Source organism: Hymenobacter segetis (assembly GCF_054776495.1).
Genome location: NZ_BAAHBV010000001.1, coordinates 96,495 through 118,238 on the forward strand (window position 1 = coordinate 96,495; position 21,744 = coordinate 118,238).

Annotated in this window: 21 protein-coding genes; 9 read left to right on the forward strand and 12 right to left on the reverse strand. The window is 62.6% G+C overall.

Annotated elements, in window-relative coordinates:
* Positions 1-22: 22 nt before the first annotated feature.
* Positions 23-724 (reverse strand): outer membrane beta-barrel protein, encoded by a 702-nt coding sequence (locus ACYU70_RS00455; protein WP_342296309.1) that lies wholly within the window; start codon positions 722-724, stop codon positions 23-25.
* A gap of 241 nt (positions 725-965) precedes the next feature.
* Here ACYU70_RS00455 and ACYU70_RS00460 point away from each other — a divergent pair, with 241 nt between their 5' ends.
* From ACYU70_RS00460 to ACYU70_RS00470, 3 genes are all read left to right on the forward strand, one after another.
* Positions 966-1,676, forward strand: coding sequence for a hypothetical protein (locus tag ACYU70_RS00460; RefSeq protein WP_342296308.1), 711 nt, complete (start codon positions 966-968; stop codon positions 1,674-1,676).
* 142 nt (positions 1,677-1,818) lie between these two features.
* On the forward strand, positions 1,819-2,964 hold the full coding sequence (locus ACYU70_RS00465) for a sensor histidine kinase (protein ID WP_342296307.1): 1,146 nt from the start codon (positions 1,819-1,821) through the stop codon (positions 2,962-2,964).
* Between the two features lie 112 nt (positions 2,965-3,076).
* Positions 3,077-3,862 carry a LytR/AlgR family response regulator transcription factor gene (locus ACYU70_RS00470; RefSeq protein WP_342296306.1) on the forward strand — a complete coding sequence of 262 codons (786 nt, stop codon included), beginning with the start codon at positions 3,077-3,079 and terminating at the stop codon, positions 3,860-3,862.
* A gap of 170 nt (positions 3,863-4,032) precedes the next feature.
* Here the strand turns inward: ACYU70_RS00470 and ACYU70_RS00475 are convergent, their stop codons facing one another.
* From ACYU70_RS00475 to ACYU70_RS00490, 4 genes are all read right to left on the reverse strand, one after another.
* Entirely contained in the window at positions 4,033-4,836 is an 804-nt protein-coding gene (locus tag ACYU70_RS00475) for a LytR/AlgR family response regulator transcription factor (protein ID WP_342296305.1), read from the reverse strand.
* Positions 4,837-4,845: 9 nt separating this feature from the next.
* Positions 4,846-5,886 (reverse strand): sensor histidine kinase, encoded by a 1,041-nt coding sequence (locus ACYU70_RS00480; RefSeq protein ID WP_342296304.1) that lies wholly within the window; start codon positions 5,884-5,886, stop codon positions 4,846-4,848.
* Between the two features lie 41 nt (positions 5,887-5,927).
* Entirely contained in the window at positions 5,928-6,788 is an 861-nt protein-coding gene (locus tag ACYU70_RS00485) for a hypothetical protein (protein ID WP_342296303.1), read from the reverse strand.
* Positions 6,789-6,933: 145 nt separating this feature from the next.
* On the reverse strand, positions 6,934-7,377 hold the full coding sequence (locus ACYU70_RS00490) for an ABA4-like family protein (RefSeq protein ID WP_342296302.1): 444 nt from the start codon (positions 7,375-7,377) through the stop codon (positions 6,934-6,936).
* Positions 7,378-7,531: 154 nt separating this feature from the next.
* Between ACYU70_RS00490 and ACYU70_RS00495 the strand changes: the two genes are divergently transcribed.
* Positions 7,532-8,227 carry a hypothetical protein gene (locus ACYU70_RS00495; RefSeq protein ID WP_342296301.1) on the forward strand — a complete coding sequence of 232 codons (696 nt, stop codon included), beginning with the start codon at positions 7,532-7,534 and terminating at the stop codon, positions 8,225-8,227.
* Positions 8,228-8,318: 91 nt separating this feature from the next.
* Here ACYU70_RS00495 and ACYU70_RS00500 read toward each other — a convergent pair whose 3' ends face one another.
* On the reverse strand, positions 8,319-9,164 hold the full coding sequence (locus tag ACYU70_RS00500; RefSeq protein WP_342296300.1) for a DUF481 domain-containing protein: 846 nt from the start codon (positions 9,162-9,164) through the stop codon (positions 8,319-8,321).
* Positions 9,165-9,167: 3 nt separating this feature from the next.
* A complete protein-coding gene (locus tag ACYU70_RS00505; RefSeq protein ID WP_342296299.1) occupies positions 9,168-10,271 on the reverse strand; it encodes an AMP-binding protein in 1,104 nt (367 codons plus the stop codon).
* 81 nt (positions 10,272-10,352) lie between these two features.
* Between ACYU70_RS00505 and ACYU70_RS00510 the strand changes: the two genes are divergently transcribed.
* Entirely contained in the window at positions 10,353-10,544 is a 192-nt protein-coding gene (locus ACYU70_RS00510; protein WP_342296298.1) for a hypothetical protein, read from the forward strand.
* 30 nt (positions 10,545-10,574) lie between these two features.
* On the opposite strand, the gene ACYU70_RS00515 is transcribed toward ACYU70_RS00510, so the two are convergent.
* The 5 genes from ACYU70_RS00515 to ACYU70_RS00535 all read right to left on the reverse strand — a co-directional run bounded on the left by ACYU70_RS00515 (position 10,575) and on the right by ACYU70_RS00535 (position 15,509).
* Positions 10,575-11,075, reverse strand: a complete 501-nt coding sequence (locus tag ACYU70_RS00515; protein ID WP_342296297.1) for a DUF305 domain-containing protein — start codon at positions 11,073-11,075, stop codon at positions 10,575-10,577.
* A 192-nt stretch (positions 11,076-11,267) separates the two neighbouring features.
* Positions 11,268-12,092, reverse strand: coding sequence for a 1,4-dihydroxy-2-naphthoyl-CoA synthase (menB, locus tag ACYU70_RS00520; protein WP_342296296.1), 825 nt, complete (start codon positions 12,090-12,092; stop codon positions 11,268-11,270).
* Positions 12,093-12,114: 22 nt separating this feature from the next.
* Positions 12,115-13,821, reverse strand: coding sequence for a 2-succinyl-5-enolpyruvyl-6-hydroxy-3-cyclohexene-1-carboxylic-acid synthase (gene menD / locus ACYU70_RS00525; protein WP_342296295.1), 1,707 nt, complete (start codon positions 13,819-13,821; stop codon positions 12,115-12,117).
* Positions 13,822-13,838: 17 nt separating this feature from the next.
* Entirely contained in the window at positions 13,839-15,074 is a 1,236-nt protein-coding gene (locus ACYU70_RS00530; protein WP_342296294.1) for a chorismate-binding protein, read from the reverse strand.
* On the reverse strand, positions 15,075-15,509 hold the full coding sequence (locus ACYU70_RS00535) for a hotdog fold thioesterase (RefSeq protein WP_342296293.1): 435 nt from the start codon (positions 15,507-15,509) through the stop codon (positions 15,075-15,077).
* A gap of 164 nt (positions 15,510-15,673) precedes the next feature.
* Here ACYU70_RS00535 and ACYU70_RS00540 point away from each other — a divergent pair, with 164 nt between their 5' ends.
* The 4 genes from ACYU70_RS00540 (at position 15,674) to hslV (ending at position 21,713) form a co-directional block, all read left to right on the forward strand.
* Positions 15,674-16,297, forward strand: coding sequence for a histidine phosphatase family protein (locus ACYU70_RS00540; RefSeq protein ID WP_342296292.1), 624 nt, complete (start codon positions 15,674-15,676; stop codon positions 16,295-16,297).
* A gap of 231 nt (positions 16,298-16,528) precedes the next feature.
* Positions 16,529-18,247 (forward strand): pyruvate dehydrogenase complex dihydrolipoamide acetyltransferase, encoded by a 1,719-nt coding sequence (locus ACYU70_RS00545; protein WP_342296291.1) that lies wholly within the window; start codon positions 16,529-16,531, stop codon positions 18,245-18,247.
* Between the two features lie 141 nt (positions 18,248-18,388).
* Positions 18,389-20,986: a TonB-dependent receptor gene (locus ACYU70_RS00550; RefSeq protein ID WP_342296290.1), complete on the forward strand. Its 2,598-nt coding sequence runs from the start codon at positions 18,389-18,391 to the stop codon at positions 20,984-20,986.
* Between the two features lie 184 nt (positions 20,987-21,170).
* On the forward strand, positions 21,171-21,713 hold the full coding sequence (gene hslV / locus ACYU70_RS00555; RefSeq protein ID WP_342296289.1) for an ATP-dependent protease subunit HslV: 543 nt from the start codon (positions 21,171-21,173) through the stop codon (positions 21,711-21,713).
* Positions 21,714-21,744 lie beyond the last annotated feature (31 nt).

The following is a 21,744-nucleotide window of genomic DNA, read 5'->3' on the forward strand; positions in this document are numbered from 1 at the left end:
GGCAAGGAAAGTTGGGGGCAGGCTACCGCCCAAACCGGTAGCGCAGGCCCAGGGCACTGCTTCTGGTGAGGCCTTGGAACTGGCCGGTAGGGCTGTCGTTGGTCAGGGCTTTATTCAGGGTGAAGTCGTAGGTCAGCTCAAAATGCCGGCCCAGGCGGTAGCGCGTCCCGATGCCCGCCGTGAGCAATAGGGTGTTGCGGGAGGTGCGGTAGCCGTACGGGCTTACCACGAGCGCCCCGCCGAGGCTGTCGGCCCGGGTGCCGCGCTCGTAGCCGCTGCCGTGCTCCAGCGTGAAGCCGCCCAGCGCATCAAACTGCACGCGGTGGGCCGGGTTGCGGGTGAGGGTATAGCGCGCCAGCACCGATACCGAGGCATTGCGCAGGGTGCTGGTGGCATTGTAGTCGAAGTACGTGCCTCTGGTGGGATTGGCGGGGTCGTAGTAGCGCCCCACGCTGGCGAAGTGGGCCGTGCTGCCGCTGTAGGCCACGCCCAGCTGCACCGCCAGGCGCGGGCGCAGCTGGTAGCCGGCCGTGAGCTGCACCGGCACCCGCACGGGGCTATTGAAGGCCAGCGACTGGCCGCCCAGCAGCTGGTAGTAGCTGCTGTAGGCCCCCAGCCCGATGTAGAAGCGCGGGGCCGCCGGCGTTTCGGTCGCGGTTTGGGCGAGGGTGGGAAGGGCGGAGGCAAGGAGCAGGCCACCGAGCGCGAAAGGGAGGAAACGCATGCGTAAGGGATTGGAAAGTGGGTTGGAATACTGCTAAGAGTGCATTGCCTGCCCCGGCGTTGCATGGCCGGCGCACGAGCCGGTAAAAAAAGCGCGACCCGCTGGTCCGGCCCCGCCGACGCTTCATCCGCTTCATCCGACGCTTCGGGCACAAGCATTTCCGGCCGGCCCGGCCCGCCGCCACCTTTGAATCATCAACCGCGGCAAACCATTCTTCACCATCACTCCAACTCCCCGTTCCATGAAAACCCTCGTCCTCACCCTTGCTTTCGCCGCCGTTTCGCTGGCCGCCGCTGCCCAGGCGCAACCCGCCGCTGCCGTAGCGCCCGCCACTGCTGCCGCCGCGCCCACCGATGCCTACACCACCCTGATGGCCGCCACCATCACCGAGCTGATGAGCACCGGCGACCCGGCCGTGCTCAAGGCCGTGGCGGCTAAATTTGAGCGCGCCGCCACCGTGGCCCCCAAAGACTGGCTGCCCCGCTACTACCAGGCCTATGCGCTGGTGATTAACGTGTTTCAAAGCAAGGAAGACGGCGATACCAAAGACAAAACCCTCGACCAGGCCGAAGCCGCCCTCGGCCAGGCCCGCCAGCTGCACGGCGACGAATCAGAGCTGCTCACCCTGCAAGCCTATGCCTACCAGGCCCGCCTGGGCATCTCGCCCATGATGCGCTCAATGAAGTATTCGGAAATGGTGGGCGAGGCCGTGGCCAAAGCCCAGGCTCTGAACCCCGCCAACCCGCGCCCCTACCTGGTGGAAGCCAATAACGTGAATTTCACGCCCAAGATGTTCGGTGGCGGCCCCGAGGCGGCCAAGCCGCTCTACGAGCAGGCCCAGGCCAAATTTGCGGCCTTCGCGCCCGCCGGCCCCTTGGTGCCCAACTGGGGCCAGCGCCAGCTGCAAGGCCGGATGAAGCAGTACGAAACGCCCGCCACGGCGGCGAAGTAGGAGGGGCGTAGGAGGTAGGGGCGGGGCTCGCCCCCGCCCGTCGTTGAATGGAATCGGTGAATGGTGCGGACGACGGGCGGGGGCGAGCCCCGCCCCTACGTTGTTCAACTGGCTCCAATTATACCCCCAGCCCCTTACTTTGATGCAAACTCAACTGCCCTCTGCCGTGGCCCTGCCCCATTCCGCTTCCTGCGCTCCTGCTGCTGATTCCAACGCCCCGGCAGCCCAGCCCTGGGTCACCACCACCGAGCCCTCGCAGCTGCGGTCCATCTGGGAGCGGCGCTGGTGGATACTGCTGGGCACGGCCGGCTTCGCGTTTTCCAATGAACACCAGCCCTGGCTGCACCCCGTCAACTACGGCATCAGCTTCGCGATTTCGCTGCTGTATTTCGTGGGGCTGTGGCTGGCCAACGGCTACACCTCCGACTGGCTGAACCACGGCCTGGGCTGGACCGAGCGGCCCGTGCGCCGGCTGCTGCTCACGGTGGGCGCGTCGCTGCTGGCCTCGCTGTTCGTGATTCTGCTGATTGGCGAGGGCATTACTGTGCTGCTGTGGCACCAGTCGCCGCTGGCCATCTTCCAGCGCAACGTGGCCGGCCAGATGGTGGCCCCGCTGGTGATGACGGTGATTGTGTCGCTGTTCATGCACTCGCGCTCCTTCCTATTGGGCTGGCGTGAGGCCACGGTGCGCGTTGAGCGCCTCGAAAAGGAAACCGCCGTGGCCCGCCTGGATTCTCTGCGCCGGCAGGTGGACCCGCACTTCCTGTTCAATTCGCTGAACGCGCTGACCAGCCTGGTGGAAGAAAACGACCCCGCCCGGGCCGTGCGCTTCATCCGGCAGCTCTCGCAGGTGTACCGCTACGTACTCGACAGCGAAAGCCAGGAACTGGTGCCGCTGGCCGATGAAATTGCCTTCGCCGAAAGCTATTTGTACCTCCAGAAAACCCGCCTCGGCGACGCCCTGGCGGTGGAAATGGACCTGCCACCCGCTGCCGTGGCCCCGTACTACGTGCCGCCCCTGGCCCTGCAACTATTGCTCGAAAACGTGCTCAAGCACAACGCCGCCTACCAGGCCGACCCGTTGCGCCTGCGCGTGACCCTGGACCCCGTCGCCCACACCCTGACGGTGCGCAACACCCGCCGCCCACGCCGGCTGGCCCCGGGCGAGTCGTCGGGCCGGGGCCTGGCCAACCTGGCCGCCCGCTACGCTTTTCTCACCGATAAGCCTGTGGTGAGCGGCGAGGAGAATGGCGAGTTTGTGGTGACGCTGCCGTTGCTGGTAATTTGAATTATGAATTAAAAATTATGAATTATGAATGCGGCGAAATCGCATCCTAGTTTTGCGAGGGCATATTTGAGCTAATTCATAACTCATAATTTATAATTCATAATTCAAAAAAATGCCCCTCCGTGCCCTCATCGTCGAAGACGAACCCCTGGCTGCCCGCCGCCTGACCGATATGCTGGCCCGCCAGCCCGAGCCGCTCGAAATCCTCGGCACGGTCGAATCGGTGGCCCAGGCGGTGAGCCTGTTGCGGGAAGTGTCGCCTGATGTGCTGTTTCTCGACATCAACCTGGCCGATGGGCTGAGCTTCGAGATTTTTGAGCAGGTGGCGGTGCGCTGCCCGGTCATCTTCACCACCGCCTACGACCAGTATGCGCTGCAAGCCTTCAAGGTGAACAGCGTGGATTATCTGCTCAAGCCCATCGATGCCGATGAGCTGGCCGCCGCCCTCGCCAAGCTGCGCCAGCGCCTGCCCGCCGCGCCCGCGCCGGCCTTCGACCCCGCGCTGCTGGCCCAGCTCATGCAGCAAATGCAACAGACCGCCCCGCCCGCCACCAGCTACAAAACCCAGTTTGTGGTGCGCGTGGGCGAGCACCTGAAAGTGGTGCCGCTCGACCAGATTGCCTACTTCTTCAGCCTCGAAAAAGCCACCTTCCTGCAAACCACCGAAGGCCGCAAATTCGTGGTCGACTACACGATGGACCAGCTCGAAACGCTGCTCGACCCGCGCCGCTTCTTCCGCCTCAACCGCGCCTACCTGGCCCAGCAGTCGGCCATTCACGACATCATTTCCTACACCAACTCCCGCCTGCAAACCGTGCTCAAACCCACCGCGCCCGATGCCCAGGTGCTGGTGAGTAGGGAAAAGGTGAACGTGTTCAAGAGCTGGCTGGACAGGTAGGTTTCGCCTGTCATTGCGAGCGCAGCGAAGCAATCCGTCCTGTACAATGTGATAGGCCTTGAGATGTGAAAAGCCCCGGTACTGTACAGTATCGGGACTTTCTGGTAGAAGAAAAGAGCTGGGTTTGAGAGGACGGATTACTTCGCTGCGCTCGCAATGACAGACGAAACCTACCCTTCCAGCCAGGCTTTCAGGGCGGGGGCTTTCTCGCGGCTCACCAAGATTTCCTCGGTCGGGGCGGGGTGTAATTCGACCAAAAGCTTGCCGCCGAAATGCGGGTGCAGGCGGCGCACGGCCAGCAATTGGGCAATAATCTGGCGGTTGAGGCGGAAGAACCGGGCGGGGTCGAGCAGGCCTTCGAGCTGCTCCAAGGTGTAGTCGAGCACGAAGCGGCGGCCGTCGGTGGCCACCAGCGTCACGGTTTCGTTGCGGCTCAGAAACCAGGCCGCGTCGGCCACCGGCAGAGGCAGCAGCTGCTCGCCCTGCCGCACCAGAAACCGCGTTTTGTAGGGCCGTAGGGCATCGAGCATTCGCTCGATGGAGTTAAGCGTTAGGAGTGAAGAATTAAGCATTGGTGAATCTGAGTCAACTCTTAACTCTTCACTCCTAACTCTTAACTCAGACCATTGCCGCCGCTTGGCCAGGGCGGCTTGCAGCTCGGCCAGCTTCACGGGTTTCAGCAAATATGCCACGCTGTGGGCCTGGAATGCGCGGATGGCGTACGCATCAAAGGCGGTGGTGAAGATGACCGGGCTGGGCACCACGGCCTGCTCCCAGATTTCGAGGCTCAGGCCATCGGCCAGCTGAATGTCGCTCAAGATGAGGTCGGGGGCGGGGTGGACGGCCAGCCAGGCCAGGGCCCCGGCCACGGTGTCGAGCACGGCCAGCACCTGCGCGTCGGGGGCGGCTTGCAGCAGCAGGCGCTGCAGGCGCTCGGCGGCGGGGTACTCGTCTTCGAGGAGGAGAACGGTCATGGGTGCGAATTAGCGCTGGGCCAGCAGCAGCGGCAGCTTTACTACAAATTTGCCATCGGTGGCACTGGTTTCCACGGTTTGCGCCGCGCCCAGCAGCGCGTAGCGGCGGCGCACGTTGGTCAGGCCGGTGCCCGTGCCGGGCGCGAAACCGGCCGTGCGAGGCCGCAGGGTATTTTCGACCACCAGGGCATCCGGCGCATCGGCGGTCACGGCTAGGCGAAGGTGCAGCGGGTGCTCGCGGGAGGCCACGTTGTGCTTCAGCGCATTCTCCACCAGTAGCTGCACGCTGAGCGGGGCCACGTGCCGGGCCAGCGCGGCGGGCACAATGCTGATTTCGACCCGCAGATTATCCCGAAAGCGGGCTTTGTGCAGCGCCAGATAGGTTTCGATGAAGGCCAGCTCCTCGGCCAGGGGCACGGTGGCGCGGCCCTGGGCCAGCAGCACGTAGCGATAAACGTCGGCCAGCTGCTCCACAAAGTCCTGGGCCGGGGCGTTGCCGGGCTCGATGAGGGCCGAGAGCGTGTTGAGGTTATTGAACAGAAAATGCGGGTCGAGCTGGCTTTGCAGGGCTTCGAGCTGGGCCTGGTTCTGGGCGCGGCCCAGCTCCTCGGCGCGGCTCAGGCTGGTTTTCCACTGCTCAAAGAAATACATGGTTTCGTAGAGCGTGAGCACGGCCACGGTGGGCACCAGGCTGAACCGGACCTGCACCAGCAACGCCGGGAGCGTGAAGGGGAAGTCGGCGGGTAGCAGCGCGCGCAGCGGCAGCGCCAGCAGCACTGAAGTGGCGGCCGTCACCAACACCGCCAAGCCGGCCAGCAGCCAGAGGCGGCGCGGCGTCTGCTCGGGGCGGGGGAAGCGGGCCAGCAGCGCCCGCCACAGCTGCCGGTTGGCCAGCCAGTAGCCCGTGGTGAAATACAGCGAAATCACCCAATGCGTCAGCACCAGCGGCCAGCGCCCATCCGCCCCGATGGGCAGGCCGACGACGGCGATAACGAAGCTCAGCAGCGGAATGCCTCCCAGCAGAAACCGACGGTCATTGAGGGCAGTCATGGGGCGGCGGGCTTGATGAGCAGTCAAAAGTAGTGCGCCGCCTACTGCCCGGCCCAGAGCGGCCGGCCCGCCATGGCCAGCGCAAACAGCCCGGCCACCGCGCCGGCATACAGCGCCGCCCCGGCCCATGTGAGGCCCGTGGCCTGTTGCGGAGCCCAGCGGCTCAGGGCCCAGCCCAGCAGGGGCAGGGCTTGCAGGGCGTGCATGCCCAGGAAGTGCGCAATGCGCAGGTCGCCGGCGCGGGTGCTCCAGCCCAGGCCGGGCAGGCCGGGGCCGCCGTCGGGCGCGCCCACGGTGTGCTGCTGGTTATGAATCATGAAGCCGCCCAGCACGCTGCCCACCACAAACACCATCAGTCCCAGGCGCACGCCCCACACGTAGCCGTCCGGCCCGAATGGCTGGTAGCGCCAGGCTAGGTACAGGGCCCACACCGTCATCAGGGTATTAACCAGAATAAACAAGCCCATTAGCCCGAACAGGATGCCATTGAGCGCCGAGGACGTGTTGTAGTGCGAGGTGGTGCCGCGCGCCGCCTGCGTGAAAATCACGGCCTGCTCCACGGCCATGCTCACGGCCACGCCCCAGCTCAGCAGCTGCACGCTGCGCTGGGCGGCGGCCGGTAAGTCGGCCAGCAGCCAGCCCAGCGTCCAGGCAAAGGCGGCGATGGAGAGGGCGAATTTCAGCGGCTTCAGCCACACCAGCGCCCCGGTCACATGGCGCTGGTCGAAGGGCAGCAGCGCCAGGGCCAGCACGGCCAGCGCCACGTTCAGCCAGCCGGTGTAGGAGAGCACGGGGTTCACGCGGTGCAGCAGGCGCAGGGCCTCGCCCACGGTGCCGGCAGCCGGCGCAAGGGCGCTGAGCGGCGAAAAGTCAGCGGATGAAAGCAGGGTGGTGGTTTTCATGGGCGTAGAGGTTTTAAGGAATCTAATGCGTCTGTCATCCTGAGTGCAGCGAAGGACCTTCTCCCCGCTGAACGGTTTGCAGTAATCCAGCTGTTGCGGGCGTGATAAGGTCCTTCGCGCTGCTCAGGATGACAGACGCGCGGTACTAAATGGCAACTCCAGCCGGCTCCGGATACCGGCTGCGCACCCCGAAATACAGCAGCAGCCCCACCGGCCCGAACATAAACGTGAGCCCCAGGCAGGGCACCAGCAGCCCGTGCGGCACGCCGCGCCGCTGGGCATCGCGCAGCTCCCAGGCCCCGGTCCACATATCGAAGCAGAGGTAATGCACCCAGCCGGCCAGCAGCGCCCACCGGTCGCGGAACAGCGCCGCAACCTCATCGAGCGAGCCAAAACCGCCCTCGCCGCCGTGCGGCCCCAGGTAGTGCGTGGCAATGAGCACGGCGTAGGTGGCGGCCAGCAGCAGCGGCAGCGCCCCGCTCAGCACCACGGCGCGGGTGCCGCGCCAGCGCGGAGCCAGCACCAGCAAGGCCCAGCCCAGCAGGGCCACGGGGTTGGCGAGAGAAAACAGGGAATCGGGGGTGAGCATGGGAGCCGGGCGAAGAAGTTGGTCAAAACTAAGGTCCAACCCTAGGCCCGCGCCAGCCGTTTCGGGGCGAAGCGGCCAAACAACCGGGCGAAGTGGCGGTTGTGGCCGGGTGAAATCCCCGACCTTTGCCGCTGGTCGGTTCTTTGGGTTTGATATGCGTTGGTTGTTACTTCTTGTGTGGTTGAGTGTGGGCCTGCTGCCGGTGGGCGCGTGGGCGCAGGCCGTGGGGCCGGCCCGGCCCGACTCGGTGGTACGCCGGCCCAACATCGTGCGCCTGCCGCACAACCGCTTCGTGGTGCAGTACGACTCGCGCTACTCCATCCTCAACCACCACCTCACCACCATCAACGGCCTCAAGCTGGGCATCGAATTCAAAAGCCGCTTCCGCACCGGCGCGGCCATCTACTTCCTGAGCACCGGCGTGCCCTCGCGCCAGGCCAAGCCCGAAAATGCTGCCGAAGACGCCGACGCCGAAATCCGCTTCCGCTACCTGGCCGCCTACGCCGGCTACGTGCTGCTCGAAAACCGCCGCTGGGAGCTCAGCGCCAACATGCAGCTGGGCCTGGGCTCAGCCTACGTGCTCTACAAAACCGACGACAACGTTTCCGATAAAACCCCGCGCGAGTTCATGGGCATCGTGGAGCCCACGCTGGCTGCTCAGTACCGCGTGTTTCGCTGGGGTGGCGCGGGCACGGGCCTGGGCTGGCGGCAGCCGGTGTTCGTGCCCGGGGCCATCCAGAAAGAGCTGAACGGCCCGGTATTTTACCTGCGCGCCAACCTGTTTCTGGGCGAGCTATTCAAGGTGATGAAGGACAAGGAGCCGCTCTTCACCCAAACCAACATGCGCTAGGCGAGTCGTTGTCATTCCGACGCAGGAGGAATCGGAGGGAAGTTTCCTGGCTGATTTTACCCAGATTCCTCCTGCGTCGGAATGACAAAATTTACTTGCCCGTGCTATACGCGAAGCCCACCGAGAGCGTGCCATTCGCCCGGCTGCGCGCCTGCACCACCACGCTTTCGTAGGAAAACGAGTAGGCCAGATTCAGCGCCAGGTGCTGGTAGAGTTTGAAGGCCAGCACGGTGGCACTGTTCAGGCGGTAGTCGCCGCCCGGGTCGCGCAGGCTGGGCTGATAAAAGAACAGCTCCGACGCACTGAATACGCCCCAGTTCAGGCGCAGCTTGAGGCGGGTGGAATTGCGCACCACGTGCCGCGAAAAATCGGGCTCGGCGTTGTAGTCGGTGCGCTCGTTGAGCAGGAAGGTGCTCAGCGCCACCTCGCTGTTGGTGCTGTCGGTGTAGAGCTGGTAGCCCACGCCGCCGCCCGCCACCACGCGCCGCGTGATGGCGCGCAGGTTGCTGCTTTCGAACTCACCCAGCGCGTAAAATTTCCACTTCCGAATGCGATAGTCCGGCGTGCTGAGCAGCAGCAACTCCCGCTCCCGTAGCGCCCCATCCTGCCGGCCGTAGCTGTAGCTAAAAGCCGCCGGAAACTGCCAGTGCCCCGTGGTGAAGCCGCCCGTATGGCTGGTGCTGAAATACACCCGCTCCACCGTGCCCGTAGTGTAAAGTCCGGTGAGGGCCGCCGTGTAGCGCACGCCCGTTCCGTCCACATTATAGGTCTCGAACTCCGCCGAAGGCAGCCCGGCTGGCGGCGGCGTAAGGCTGCCCGCGCCGTTCACCACCGCCGAATCGGGCGCGGCCGTGCCGGTCGAGTCCGGCTCCTGAGCCCGCGCGGCCAGGCTGGCCAGTAGTCCAATTAGCAGGCTGAGTAAAAAGCAGAATTTCATGCGTTACAGCGTGCGCAACGTGGCCGCTCGGTTGAGCTTGCCCGTGGCCGTCATCTGGAATTCGGGCAGGTAGGTGAATTGCCGGGGCTGCTCATAGCGTCCTAGGCGGGCCGCCAGCAGGGTTTTGAGGTCATTTTCCTGCGTTTCCGTCAGCGGTTTTCCTTCAATAAAGGCCGTCACCACCTGGCCCAGCCGCTCATCGGGCTGCCCCGCCACAAAGCAGCGGCGCGACTGCCCGATTTCGGCCAAAGCCACATCCAGCACCAGTTCCACTTTTTCGGCCGGCACCTTCACGCCGCCCGAGTTTATCACAAAATCAGCCCGGCCCAGCCACTCAAACGTGTGCGCGTCGGCGCTCAATTGCACCACGTCGTTGGTGACGATGAGCTGGTCATCGGTCACGTCGCCGCGCAGCGTGAGGCAGCCGCGCTCATCCTGTCCCGCCGCAATGCCCGGCAGCACCCGGAACGTAGGCCCGGCCTGCGGGCCATTAAGCCGCCGCAAGGCCACGTGCGAGCAGGTTTCGGTCATGCCATACGTCAGCCACGCGGCGGCTTTCAGCGGCTGGAGTTCCTGCGTAAGCGCCGCATCGGCCGGCGCGCCACCTATCAGAAACGACTTCATTTTATCGAGCCGCGCAGCATGGCCAGCCGCCAGCACGGCTTTCAATTGCAAGGGCACGAAGGCCGAAAAATCAAATTTCGCATCCCCGGCCACGTAGGCAAACGGGTCGGCATGCGGCTCCACGATGGTGAGGTGCATGTTCCGTTCCAGTCCGCGCACCAGCATCATCATCCCGCCGATGTACTCGCAGTTGAGGCAAACCAAGGCGCGGTCGCCCGGCCCAAGGTCGAAGAAATCGGCCGTGCGGCGGGCCGAGGCTTCCAGCTGCCGCCGCCGCAGCACGATGGGCGACGGCGGCCCCGTGCTGCCCGAAGTGGTGAGGGTAAATTCCTGCGTCCCGTTCAGCCACTGCCGTACAAAGTCCAGCACCTTAGCCTCGTAGCCGTTCACGGGCGCATCAAGCTGAGCGGGATATTCACGGATGGCGGCGTAAGCGTATTCGCGGCCGTTGAGCAGGAGGGAAGTGGGCAGGTTGGCAGTCATGGCGCGAAAGTACGCCCGCCCGCCGGGTTGACTTTCCAGCGAAAATTCCGTATTATTACTGTATACTACTTCCTCAGCGCCATGCAATCCCACCCGCAACCCGCCGCTGCTGTGGCTCCCGTCGTCGGCAGCCCGCCCACCAAAATCCGCCGCTTCGAGCTGTCCGAAGTCAAGGCCCGCGCCAAAGCCATTAAAAAGGCCCGCAAACAGGAAGACCGGCGGTTCTTTTTCAGCTGGTGCGCCTGCCTGCACGCGATTGGGTTTAGCTATTAGCCCCGCCTATTGAGTGAGCTGCGCCGGGCGCTAGGGCTGCGCTTCCAGTCGTTTTATCATCGCCTTCATCTCGCCGATTTCGCGCTTTTGGGCAGTAATAATGCCATCGGCGAGCTTCCGTACTTCGGGGTCTTTAATGGTGGCCCGCTCGCTGGTGAGAATGGCAATGGAGTGGTGCGGAATCATGGCCTTCATCCAGGTAGTATCGTCCACGAAGGTTTGGGCACGCACCATCACCAGCGCGCCCACAAATAGTGTGAGGCTGGCCCCCATGATGATGCCGTTGGTAGTTTTGTTGGGGTACATCATGGGCATCATCAGCAGCATCACCACGGCCATGGCCGTCACCATCAGCACGGTCATGTAGAAGCGGGTGAGGCTGAAATAAACGTGGTCGAGCTCATATGTGTTGAGGTACATTACCACATACATCACCACAAACGACACAGCCAGCGTGAGCAGAAATTTGGGGTAGTGGCCGCCCTGCATCGGGGCATTGGGCATGGCCTGATTCGGCGAATCTGAATTCATAAATAGGGGGCGTTTATTCGAAAAAATCCGGGCTGCCAGCGTGGCCGCCTACTCCGAATAAACGCAAGCCCAAACGCGAGGTTGAGGCCCGAAGCAAGAATGCCCCGCGCCTCCGGAAGTGGAAGCGCGGGGCATTATCAAAATTCAAGGCTTAGAATCCTGCTACAAAAGCCGGATGCTAAGCCGCCAGCCTTACGGAAATTTTGGGAATTTCGAGAAGTCCGGCTGGCGCTTCTCCATGTAGGCGTTGCGGCCTTCCTTGGCCTCGTCGCTCAGGTAATAGAGCAGCGTAGCGTTGCCGGCCAACTCCTGAATGCCGGCCTGCCCATCCAGTTCGGCGTTGAAGCTCGACTTAAGCATCCGCAGCGAGAGCGGGCTTTTCTGGAGAATCTTGTGGCACCAGGCCACGGTAGTTTCTTCCAGCTTATCGAGCGGTACTACTTTGTTCACCAGGCCCATATCGAGAGCTTCCTGGGCGTCGTACTGGTCGCAGAGAAACCAGATTTCGCGGGCCTTCTTCTGGCCCACCACGCGGGCGAGGTAGGACGCGCCAAAGCCGCCATCGAACGAACCCACATTCGGGCCGGTCTGGCCGAAACGGGCGTTGTCGGCCGCAATGCTCAAATCACAAACGACGTGCAGCACGTGGCCGCCGCCGATGGCCCAGCCTGCCACCATGGCAATAACCGGCTTGGGGATGGAGCGAATGATTTTCTGCAGTTCCAGCACGTTGAGGCGGGGCACGGTGTCCTCGCCCACGTAGCCGCCGTGGCCGCGCACGCTCTGGTCGCCGCCCGAGCAGAAGGCCCGGCCGCCCTCACCGGTGAGGATGATAACGCCGATATCGGTGCGGTCCTGGCAGATGCGCATGGCCTCAATCATCTCCTGCACCGTGAGCGGCGTGAAGGCGTTGTGCACCTGCGGCCGGTTGATGCTGATTTTGGCGATGCCGCCAAACTGCGTGAAGAGAATTTCTTTGAACTCCTTAATCGGGGTCCAGACAATGGGTTCGGTCATAGGGAAGATGGGAAAAAGAACGTTAGGCGAATGCGGCTTTCACCGCACTACGGTATTCCTCAAAAAACGCCGCGTTGGTCTTCGAGTCCGTGAAGACTTCCAGAATGGCCGCGCCGGTTTCGGCTGCAAAGAAAACCGGTAGCGCGGCTTCAAGTTCTGCAAATGACGAAACCGGGAAGTAGCGCAGGTTAAAATCCTTGGCCGTGTTCTCGGCCGTGAGCAGTTGGCGCGTCTCAAAAAACTCGTCCAGTTCCGGCTGCTGGCGCGGCCCGTCAATGATGCGGAAGATGCCGCCACCGTGGTTGTTGAACAGCACCACCCGCAGGTTGGACAGCGGGTAATTGTGCCAGAAGGCGTTACGGTCATAGAAAAACGCCACGTCGCCAGTCATCAAAACCACCGGCCGCTCCGGCTGGGCCAGCGCCGCGCCCACGGCGGTGCTGGTGCAACCGTCGATGCCGCTGGTGCCGCGGTTGGCGAAAACTTCAATTTGCCGGCCTTGCGGGGCACCGAGAATATTGGCGTAGCGCACGGCCATGCTGTTGGCTAAGTGCAGCGCGGTAGTTTCTGGAATCGCGGCTATGGACTGCCGGAAGGCTGAAAACTCATTGAATGCAGGTGCTTCAGTTGCAAAAAAATGCGACAGAAAATTAGCCGCAGCGTCATCGACCTCCTGCCAGAGGGCAGTTTCGATGGGCTGGTTCTTGGCCGCTCCTTCCGATAGTTGCTGAAAGAAAACTGCTGGCGACACCCGCACCACCCGCGTGAGTGAGCGGAAAGTATCGGCCGCTTCGCCAGCATCTTGTATGTGCCAGTGCTGCGCCGGGGCTGCATCGCGCAAAAACAGTTTCAGGCTTTTCGAAATCAGCGACTGACCGAAGGTGATAAGTAAATCCGGTTTCAGCGCCGCCTTGTGGTCCTTGCTCAGGCCCGCCAGAAAAATATCCTGCCGCTGCACGTCTGCAACTTCGCCCACATTGGCAATGATATCGCCTACCACCGGCACCTGTCGTGCCGTCACAAATTCGTAAAGTGCCGAGAGTAACCCGGGGTTACCGGGCTGCTGACCGGTTACCACCACTACGTGGCCCGCCTCCCGCAGCAACTGGCGCAACTCCAGAATTTCAGCCGGCGAAAGCGTCGCGTTGGAAGCGTGCTCCCGGATAATTTTCACATCCTTATCATACCCAATTTCCTCGCCGGGCTTCGGATAAAACGGCTCCCGCAACGGCACGTTCACCTGCACCGGCCCGGCGGGCGCGGCTTGGGCCAGATTGATGGCCTCGTTCACGATGCGCGCCGAATGCCACTTGGCATCAGCGTGCGAAGTATCAACCGGAAACTCAAACTCGCCCTTGGCGTGCGCACCGTACAAATTGCGCTGCCGGATGGTCTGCCCATCGAGCTGGTCAATCCATTCCGGCGGGCGGTCGGCGGTGAAAATCACCAGCGGAATGTGCTGAAAAAAGGCCTCCGCCACGGCAGGAGCATAGTTGAGCCCTGCGGTTCCTGACGTGCACACCAGCGCCACTGCCCTACGTTGCGCCTGCGCAATGCCCAGGCCAATGAAGGCAGCGGCCCGCTCATCGGGCACCACGCGCACGTTCAAATCGGGGTGGCGCGCAAACGCCAGCGTAAGTGGGGCCGAGCGCGAGCCCGGCGACAAAACGACATCGGTAATGCCGTGTTGGGCGCAGATTTCGGCGATGTTATAAACAGCTTGCATCATTCTTAATCAATCAAATATCACTGAAGCGCCGCGCCCACGGTTTGCAATTTCATTTCGGTTTCCTGCCACTCGCGGGCCGGGTCTGAGTCGACGGTGAGGCCGGTACCGGCATAGAGAATGGCTTCGGTGGGGCGCAGTTGGAGGCAGCGCAGATTCACAAACAAGCGGGCGATGCCGGGCGCAGCCACGTTCACCGGCCCAAGGAAGCCGCTATAGTAGGCACGGTCGTAGCCCTCGTGGCGGCGCAGGAAATCGAGCGCTGCCGTTTTAGGCATGCCGCCCACGGCGGAGGTGGGGTGCAGCAACCGCAGCATATCGGTGCCCAGTGAGGCGGCGTTGGGCACGTTTTGCAGGTCCACTTCAAAGTCGGTACGCAGGTGCAGCAGCTGCCCGGCGGCCACGGTGCGCGGGCCGGTTTCGTGGTATTCACGCAGGCGCAGCTGCTTGAAACAGCTCACGATATAGCGGGCCACCAGCGCCTGCTCTTCAATCTCCTTCTGTCGCCAGATGGCATCCTGCGGGCGCGTGTCCGGCAGCAGCGGCTGCGTGCCGGCCAGCGCCATGGTATGAAAATGCCCGTCGGCCGTAACCTCGGCCAGCACCTCGGGCGAGGCTCCCAGCCAAGTGCCCAGGCCTGGCACACTCACCAGCGACACAAAGGCGCGCGGGTATTTTTCACTCAGTTCCGCGAATGCTGCCAGCGGGTCGAACCCCGGCGGCAGTGGGCGGCGGGCGGCACGGGAACTCACCACCTTCACCACTTCTTTGGCCTCGATGGCGGCCACGCCGCGCCGCACCAGGGCGGTGTATTCGGCCTCGGTGGCGGCGGGCGGGGCGGGCTGGATGCCATAGTGCCAGGCCAACTCGGGCGGCGTGGGCAGGCCCAGCCATGCGGTGAGGCCCGGCACCAGCTCGCGGGCGGCCGGGGCCACGGTCACGGCTTCGGGCTCGGCCAGGTCGTAGCCCACGTCGGCGGGTAAGAATAATGCCGGATTGTGGTCCGAATCGCGGAACGGGAAGAATGCGAAACCGGCCGGGGCCTGGGCATCCAGCGCGGGCGGCAGGCCAGTGAAGGCGGCTTCGAGGGAGCGGGCTACCAGCAGGCGCGGGTGCGCGGCCGCAGGCTCACGCCAGAGGGCCAGCGGACGGTTGGTGCGCAGCGCGCCGGCCACAAGGTGGCGAAGCCGGGTTGGGGCATCCATGCCCGCCGCCACCGCCGGCCAGGGTAGGTATCGAAGTTGACCAGCCTGCATTTAAACCGCCTTCGGGTTAGCCGCCGGCAAATCAATCACCGCCATGGTAATGCGGCTAATGCAGACCAGTACTCCGGTTTCTTCGTGCGAAATACGGATTTCCCACACCTGCGTGCTGCGGCCGATGTGTACCGGCGTGGCGCGGCCCAGCACCCAGCCATCGCGCACGCCTTTGAGGTGGTTGGCGTTGATTTCGAGGCCCACGCAGGCCTGCTTGGTGCGGTCCACGCGCATGGCGGCCGCTATGCTGCCCAGGGTTTCGGCAAACGCCACTGATGCCCCGCCGTGCAACAGGCCCATAGGCTGGTGGGTGCGGCCATCCACGGGCATCCGCCCTTCGATGTAATCATCAGTCACGGCGGTGATTTCCATGCCGAGGGCATCGGCCAGGGTGGGGCGGGAGGCCGTCCAGCGCTTTACTTCTTCCAGATTCATGCAGTGGTGATAAACGGTTAGCGGTTAGGGGTGAATGGGATGGTTTTACTCAAGTGTATCCTTCGTAAATAACTAATCATTCATCGCTAACCGTTAACCACTAAAAGTCAAACTCCGTACTTTGATTAATTGTTGACCGATTATAACGCAAAACTACCGCGAAAGTGAGGCCCCGGACCATCTTCCTTCTGCGCCACGGCCAGACCGATTTCAACGTGCGCGGCATCGTGCAGGGCAGCGGCGTGGATTCCAGCCTGAACGATACCGGCCGCCGCCAGGCGGCCCAGTTCTTCGCGGCCTACGGTCACGTGCCCTTCGATAAAGTATATACCTCAGCCCTGCGCCGCACCCAGGAGTCGGTGCAACAGTTCCTCGACCTTGGTCTGCCCCACGAAGCCCACGCTGGCCTCAACGAAATAAGCTGGGGCGTGCGCGAGGGCACCCGCATCACCATGGAAGAGGATGCCGAATACCGCCAAGTGCTGGCCGGCTGGGTAGCCGGCGACACCCACGCCCGCCTCACGGGCGGCGAAAGCCCAGAGGAAGTGGCCGCCCGCCAGCGCCCGTTCATCGAGCTGCTAAAGGCGCGGGAGGACGAAGAAACTGTCCTCGTCTGCATGCACGGCCGGGCCATGCGCGTCATGCTCTGTCAGCTGCTCAACTACCCGCTCAGCTGCATGGAAGGCTTCGAACACAGCAATTTATGCCTGTACAAGCTGGAGTACACCGGCTCGGTGTTCACTATTAAGAATTTCCTGGACGTGACGCACTTGCAGGCAGTAGGCTGATTTGGCTGCATATGCATAGACTGTCATGCAGAGCGTGGCGAAGCACCTTTACCGCAATAAGTAATTCTATTACAATAGGTTATTTGTGCTGTAAAGATGCTTCGCTACGCTCTGCATGACGTTCTTTATTCGTTCGATGAGCAAGTCCTTACATTCTCCCTATAATAACATTGCCCCCGCCAACTTTTCCGGCTAATTTTGGCTTTCTCAACTCTAGCGCTTCTATATCCGATGGCCGAAATCATAAAAATGCCCAAAATGAGCGACACGATGACCGAAGGGACCATCGCGGCTTGGCTCAAAAAAGTGGGTGATAAAGTTAAATCCGGGGACATCCTGGCCGAAGTCGAAACCGACAAAGCCACCATGGAGCTCGAAAACTACGAAGACGGCACTCTGCTCTACATCGGGCCGAAAGAGAAGGATTCTGTGCCGGTTGATGGCATTCTTGCCATTGTGGGCAAGGAAGGCGAAGACATTTCGGGCCTGCTGAACGGCCAGAGCGGCGGTGCCGCTCCGGCGGTTGCCCCCGCCCCGGCTCCCGCCGCCGAAGCTCCCAAAGCACCTGAAGCTGCTCCGGCTGCTGCGCCCGCTCCGGCTCCCGCGCCAGTTGCTGCTGCCCCCGCTGCTCCGGCCGCACCCGCCAATGGCAAGAAGGCCACGGTGGTTCGCATGCCCAAAATGAGCGACACGATGACCGAAGGCACCATTGCCGCCTGGTTGAAAAACGTGGGCGACAAAGTGAAATCGGGTGATGTGCTGGCCGAAGTCGAAACCGACAAAGCCACCATGGAGCTCGAAAACTACGAAGACGGCACCCTGCTCTACACCGGCCCCAAAGCCGGCGAAGCCGTTGCGGTTGATGGTATTCTGGCCATCATCGGTGAAGAAGGTGCTGACATTCAGGCGCTGCTCGGCGGTGGCTCGGCTCCGGCCGCTGCTCCCGCTGCCGCCCCGGCAGCTCCCGCCGCAGAAGCTGCTCCGGCCGCTGCTGCACCGGCTCAACCTGCCGCTGCTCCCGCCAACAACGGCCGCATCTTGGCCTCGCCGCTGGCCAAGAGCATTGCCAAGGAAAAAGGCATCAACCTCTCGCAGGTAGTAGGTAGCGGCGACAACGGCCGCATCGTGCAGCGCGACGTGGAGAATTTCCAGCCCTCCGGTGCTGCTGCCGCTCCCGCGCCGCAAGCTGCTCCGGCTGCTGCGCCCGCCCCGGCCGCCGCGCCACAGGCAGCTGCTCCGGCTCCCGCTGCCAGCGCTCCGGCCTCGACCGATACCTACACCGATACGCCCGTGTCGCAGATGCGCAAGGTGATTGCCAAGCGCCTCTCCGAGAGCCTGTTCACGGCCCCGCATTTCTATCTCACGATGGAAATCAACATGGACAAGGCCATGGAAGCCCGCGTGAAGCTCAACGAGCTGTCGCCGGTGAAACTGAGCTTCAATGACCTGGTGCTGAAGTCGGCGGCCATTGCCCTGCGCTCGCATCCGGCCGTGAATTCCTCGTGGCTCGGCGACCGCATCCGTCAGAACAAGGTCATCAACATCGGCGTGGCCGTGGCCGTGGACGAAGGCCTGCTGGTGCCGGTTATCCGCAACGCTGACCAGAAAGGCTTGGCTACCATCGCCAACGAGGTGAAAGAGTTGGCCGGCAAAGCCAAATCCAAGAAGCTGCAGCCCGCCGAGTGGGAGGGCAGCACCTTCACCATCTCGAACCTGGGCATGTTCGGCATCGATGAGTTCACCGCCATCATCAACCCGCCAGATGCCTGCATCCTGGCCGTGGGCGGCATCAAGCAAACCGCCATCGTGAAAGATGGCGCGCTCGCCATCGGCAACATCATGAAAGTGACGCTGAGCTGCGACCACCGCGTGGTGGACGGCGCTACCGGCGCGGCCTTCCTGCAAACGCTGAAAAGCCTGCTGGAAGACCCCATGCGTTTGATGATTTGATTGCCATTATAACGGCTTCGTAACGCATTATAAAAAAACCAGCCTGACCAGCTGGTTTTTTTATGCCAGTTGGAGTTAGCTTGCAAAAATTAAAATACATTGATGTAACGATTTAGCTTAACCATTTCACCAGCTTGCCCTATGAGAAACAGTCTACTAGTAACATCTATTTGCTTGGTGAGTGGCGTGGCCTGGGGCCAGAGCACTACCCTCACCGGCCAGGTGCAGGATGCGGCGGGGCAACCCGTAATCGGGGCCACGGTGGTGGAGAAGGGCACCAACAATGGCACATCTACCGGGCCGGATGGCCGGTTTTCGTTGCGTGCCCGCACAGCGCAGCCCCGCCTCGTCATTAGCTCGCTGGGCTACAGCACGCAGGAAGTAGGCACCGAAGGCGGGGCCGTGACCGTGAAGCTGGCCGAAAGCAGCACCAGCCTCGATGCGGTGCAGGTGGTGGGCTCGCGCAGCCAGAACCGCTCGGTGACTGATTCGCCTTCGCCGGTCGACATCATTGATGTGCGGGAGGTGACGGCCAAAACCGGGCAGCTCGACGTGAACCAGCTGCTGCAATTCGTGGCACCCTCATTCAACTCGAACCGCCAGACCGGGGCCGATGGAGCCGACCATGTGGACCCCGCCTCGCTGCGCGGCCTGGGCCCCGACCAAACCCTGGTGCTCGTGAACGGCAAGCGCTGGCATCAGTCGGCCCTCGTGAACCTGTTTGGCAGCCGGGGCCGGGGCAATACCGGTACCGATTTGAATACGATTCCGGCCGCCAGCATCGAGCGGATTGAGATTCTGCGCGACGGGGCCTCGGCCCAGTACGGCTCCGATGCCATTGCGGGCGTCATCAACATCGTGCTCAAAACCAGTGTGAATGAGCTGACGGCCAACGTGAACTACGGCGCTTACGATGCCAAGTACCGCTTCGACGACAAGAAATTCGACGGCGGCAACTTCAACGCCAACCTCAACTACGGGGTGGGCGTGGGCAAGGGCGGCTTCGTGAATGCGACCGTCGATTTCAACCAGCGCCAGCACACCCAGCGCGCCAACGTGCCCGCCCCGGACGGCATCCAGCGCCGCGAATACGGCGACCCCAAGGCCAGTAATGCTTCGGCCTACCTCAATAGCAAGCTGCCCATCAACGAGAATATTTACGCCTATGTGTTTGGCGGTGTGAACATTCGGAAGGGCGATGCCTACGCTTACACGCGCTTCCCGACCGTGACGGACGACAACGGGAACCCGATTCCCAACCCGCGCAGCAACCCCACGCTCTACCCCAACGGCTTCGACCCCATCATTACCAGCGACCTCACCGACGCGCACGGCGCGGTGGGCGTGCGCGGCACTTTTGGCGGGTTCGATGTAGACTTGAGCAACGGTTTCGGCTCGAACCGCTTCCACTACGGCGTGGATAACACGCTGAACGCCACGCTGGGCGCGGCCTCGCCCACGTCGTTCGACGCGGGCGGGTTTCAGCTGCAGCAAAACGTGGTGAACCTCAACCTGAGCCGCAACTACAAAACCGTGCTCCAGGGCCTGAACGTGGCCATCGGCAGCGAGTACCGCCGCGAGTGGTACCAGATTTTTGCCGGCGAGGAAGGCTCGTACCGCAAGTATCCCGGCCCATTGAGCGACCGGGCGGCCGGCTCACAGGGTTTCCCGGGTTTCCAACCGCGTAATGAGGTGAAGGCCAGCCGCGACAACATCGGGGTGTATGCCGATGCCGAGCTGGACGTGACCAAAGCCTTTTTGCTGGCGGGCGCGGTGCGTTTTGAGAACTACTCGGACTTCGGCAGCAGCGTGACCGGCAAGCTGGCCACCCGCCTGAAGCTGAGCGAAACATTCTCGCTGCGCGGGACCGTGAGCACCGGTTTCCGGGCCCCGTCGCTGGCCCAAATTAACTTCAATACCGTGTTTACCAACGTGGTGGGCGGGAAGCCGGTCGATATTCTGCTGGACCGCAATAACGGGCCGGTATCTAAAGCACTGGGCATTCCGGCGCTCACGCAGGAGCGGTCGCAGTCGGCCAGCGTGGGTTTCACGGGCCGCGCCGGCTCGGTGCTTAGCTTCACCGTCGATGGCTACTACATCCACATCAAGGACCGGATTGTGCTCACCGGCACGTTTGCCGACGATGACCCCGAAATCGGGACCATTTTGCAGGGGCTGAACGTGGGCCAGGCCCAGTTTTTCGCCAATGCGGTTTCGACCGATACCTGGGGACTCGATGCCGTGCTTGCTAATACCCTGGGGGTGGGAGCGGGCCGCCTCACCACCACGCTGGCCGCCAACCTCAACCGCCTGCTCATTGTGGGCAAGGCCAAGACCACGCCGCTGCTCACGGGCAAGGAAGAAATCTTCTTTGGCGAGCGGGAGCGGGCCTTTGTGAAAGCCTCCGCGCCGCCCTACAAGGTCAACCTGACGTTCGATTACAGCCTCGGCCGTTTTGGGGCGCTGGTGCGGCTGGTGCAGTTCGGCCACGTCTTGCTCTATGATTACAACGGCGACCCCAACAAGTACCGCGACCGCCTGACCACCGACGTGGCCCTGTCATATGCCCTCACCAACCAGCTGCGCCTGTCGGTGGGCTCGTCCAACATCTTCAACGTGTACCCCAGCTTCTTCAATCCCCAGGCCACCGAAAACGGCGGGGCCTGGGACGCCGTGCAAATGGGCAGCAACGGCCGGTTTTATTTCGCCAAGCTGCAGTTTCGGGTGAGCAAGCAGTAGGGACCCGGTAGGAAATAAGTGAAAAGTAACGTCATGCTGAACGCAGTCGAAGCATTTCTACCGCAGCAGTAATCCAACCGAAAGGATTTACTTGCGCGGTAGAGATGCTTCGACTTGGCTCCGCATGACGTTCTTTTTGTTTCAGCGGTGCGGCTGGGAATAGCCGTTGTATTTTTGCGGCCTTATGCAAGCAAAAATCCGCTCTACTACCGTCCTCGGCATTCGCCACAACGGCGAAATCGCCGTGGGGGCCGACGGCCAGGCCACCATGGACAAGCACGTAGCCAAAAACAACGTGCGTAAAATCCGCAAGCTCCAGGATGGCAAAGTTGTGACCGGTTTCGCCGGCTCCACGGCCGATGCCTTCATGCTGCTCGACCGTTTCGATGAGAAGCTGACCAGCTACGGCGGCAACCTCAAGCGCGCCGCCATTGAACTGGCCAAGGACTGGCGCAAAGACCAGTACCTGCGCAAGCTGGAAGCCATGATGGTGGTGGCCGATAAAGACGAGTTGCTAATCCTTAGCGGCACCGGCGACGTATTGGAGCCCGACTCCGACGTGGCCGCCATTGGCTCCGGCGCGATGTATGCGCAGGCTGCCGCGCTGGCCCTCAAGAAGCACGCGCCGCATTTAACGGCCCGCCAGATGGTGGAAGAAGGCCTGCACATCGCAGCCGATATCTGCATTTACACCAATCATAACTTGATGATTGAGTCGCCTTCGTAGCGCCTGTCATCGTTTGTAAAAGAACGGTCAT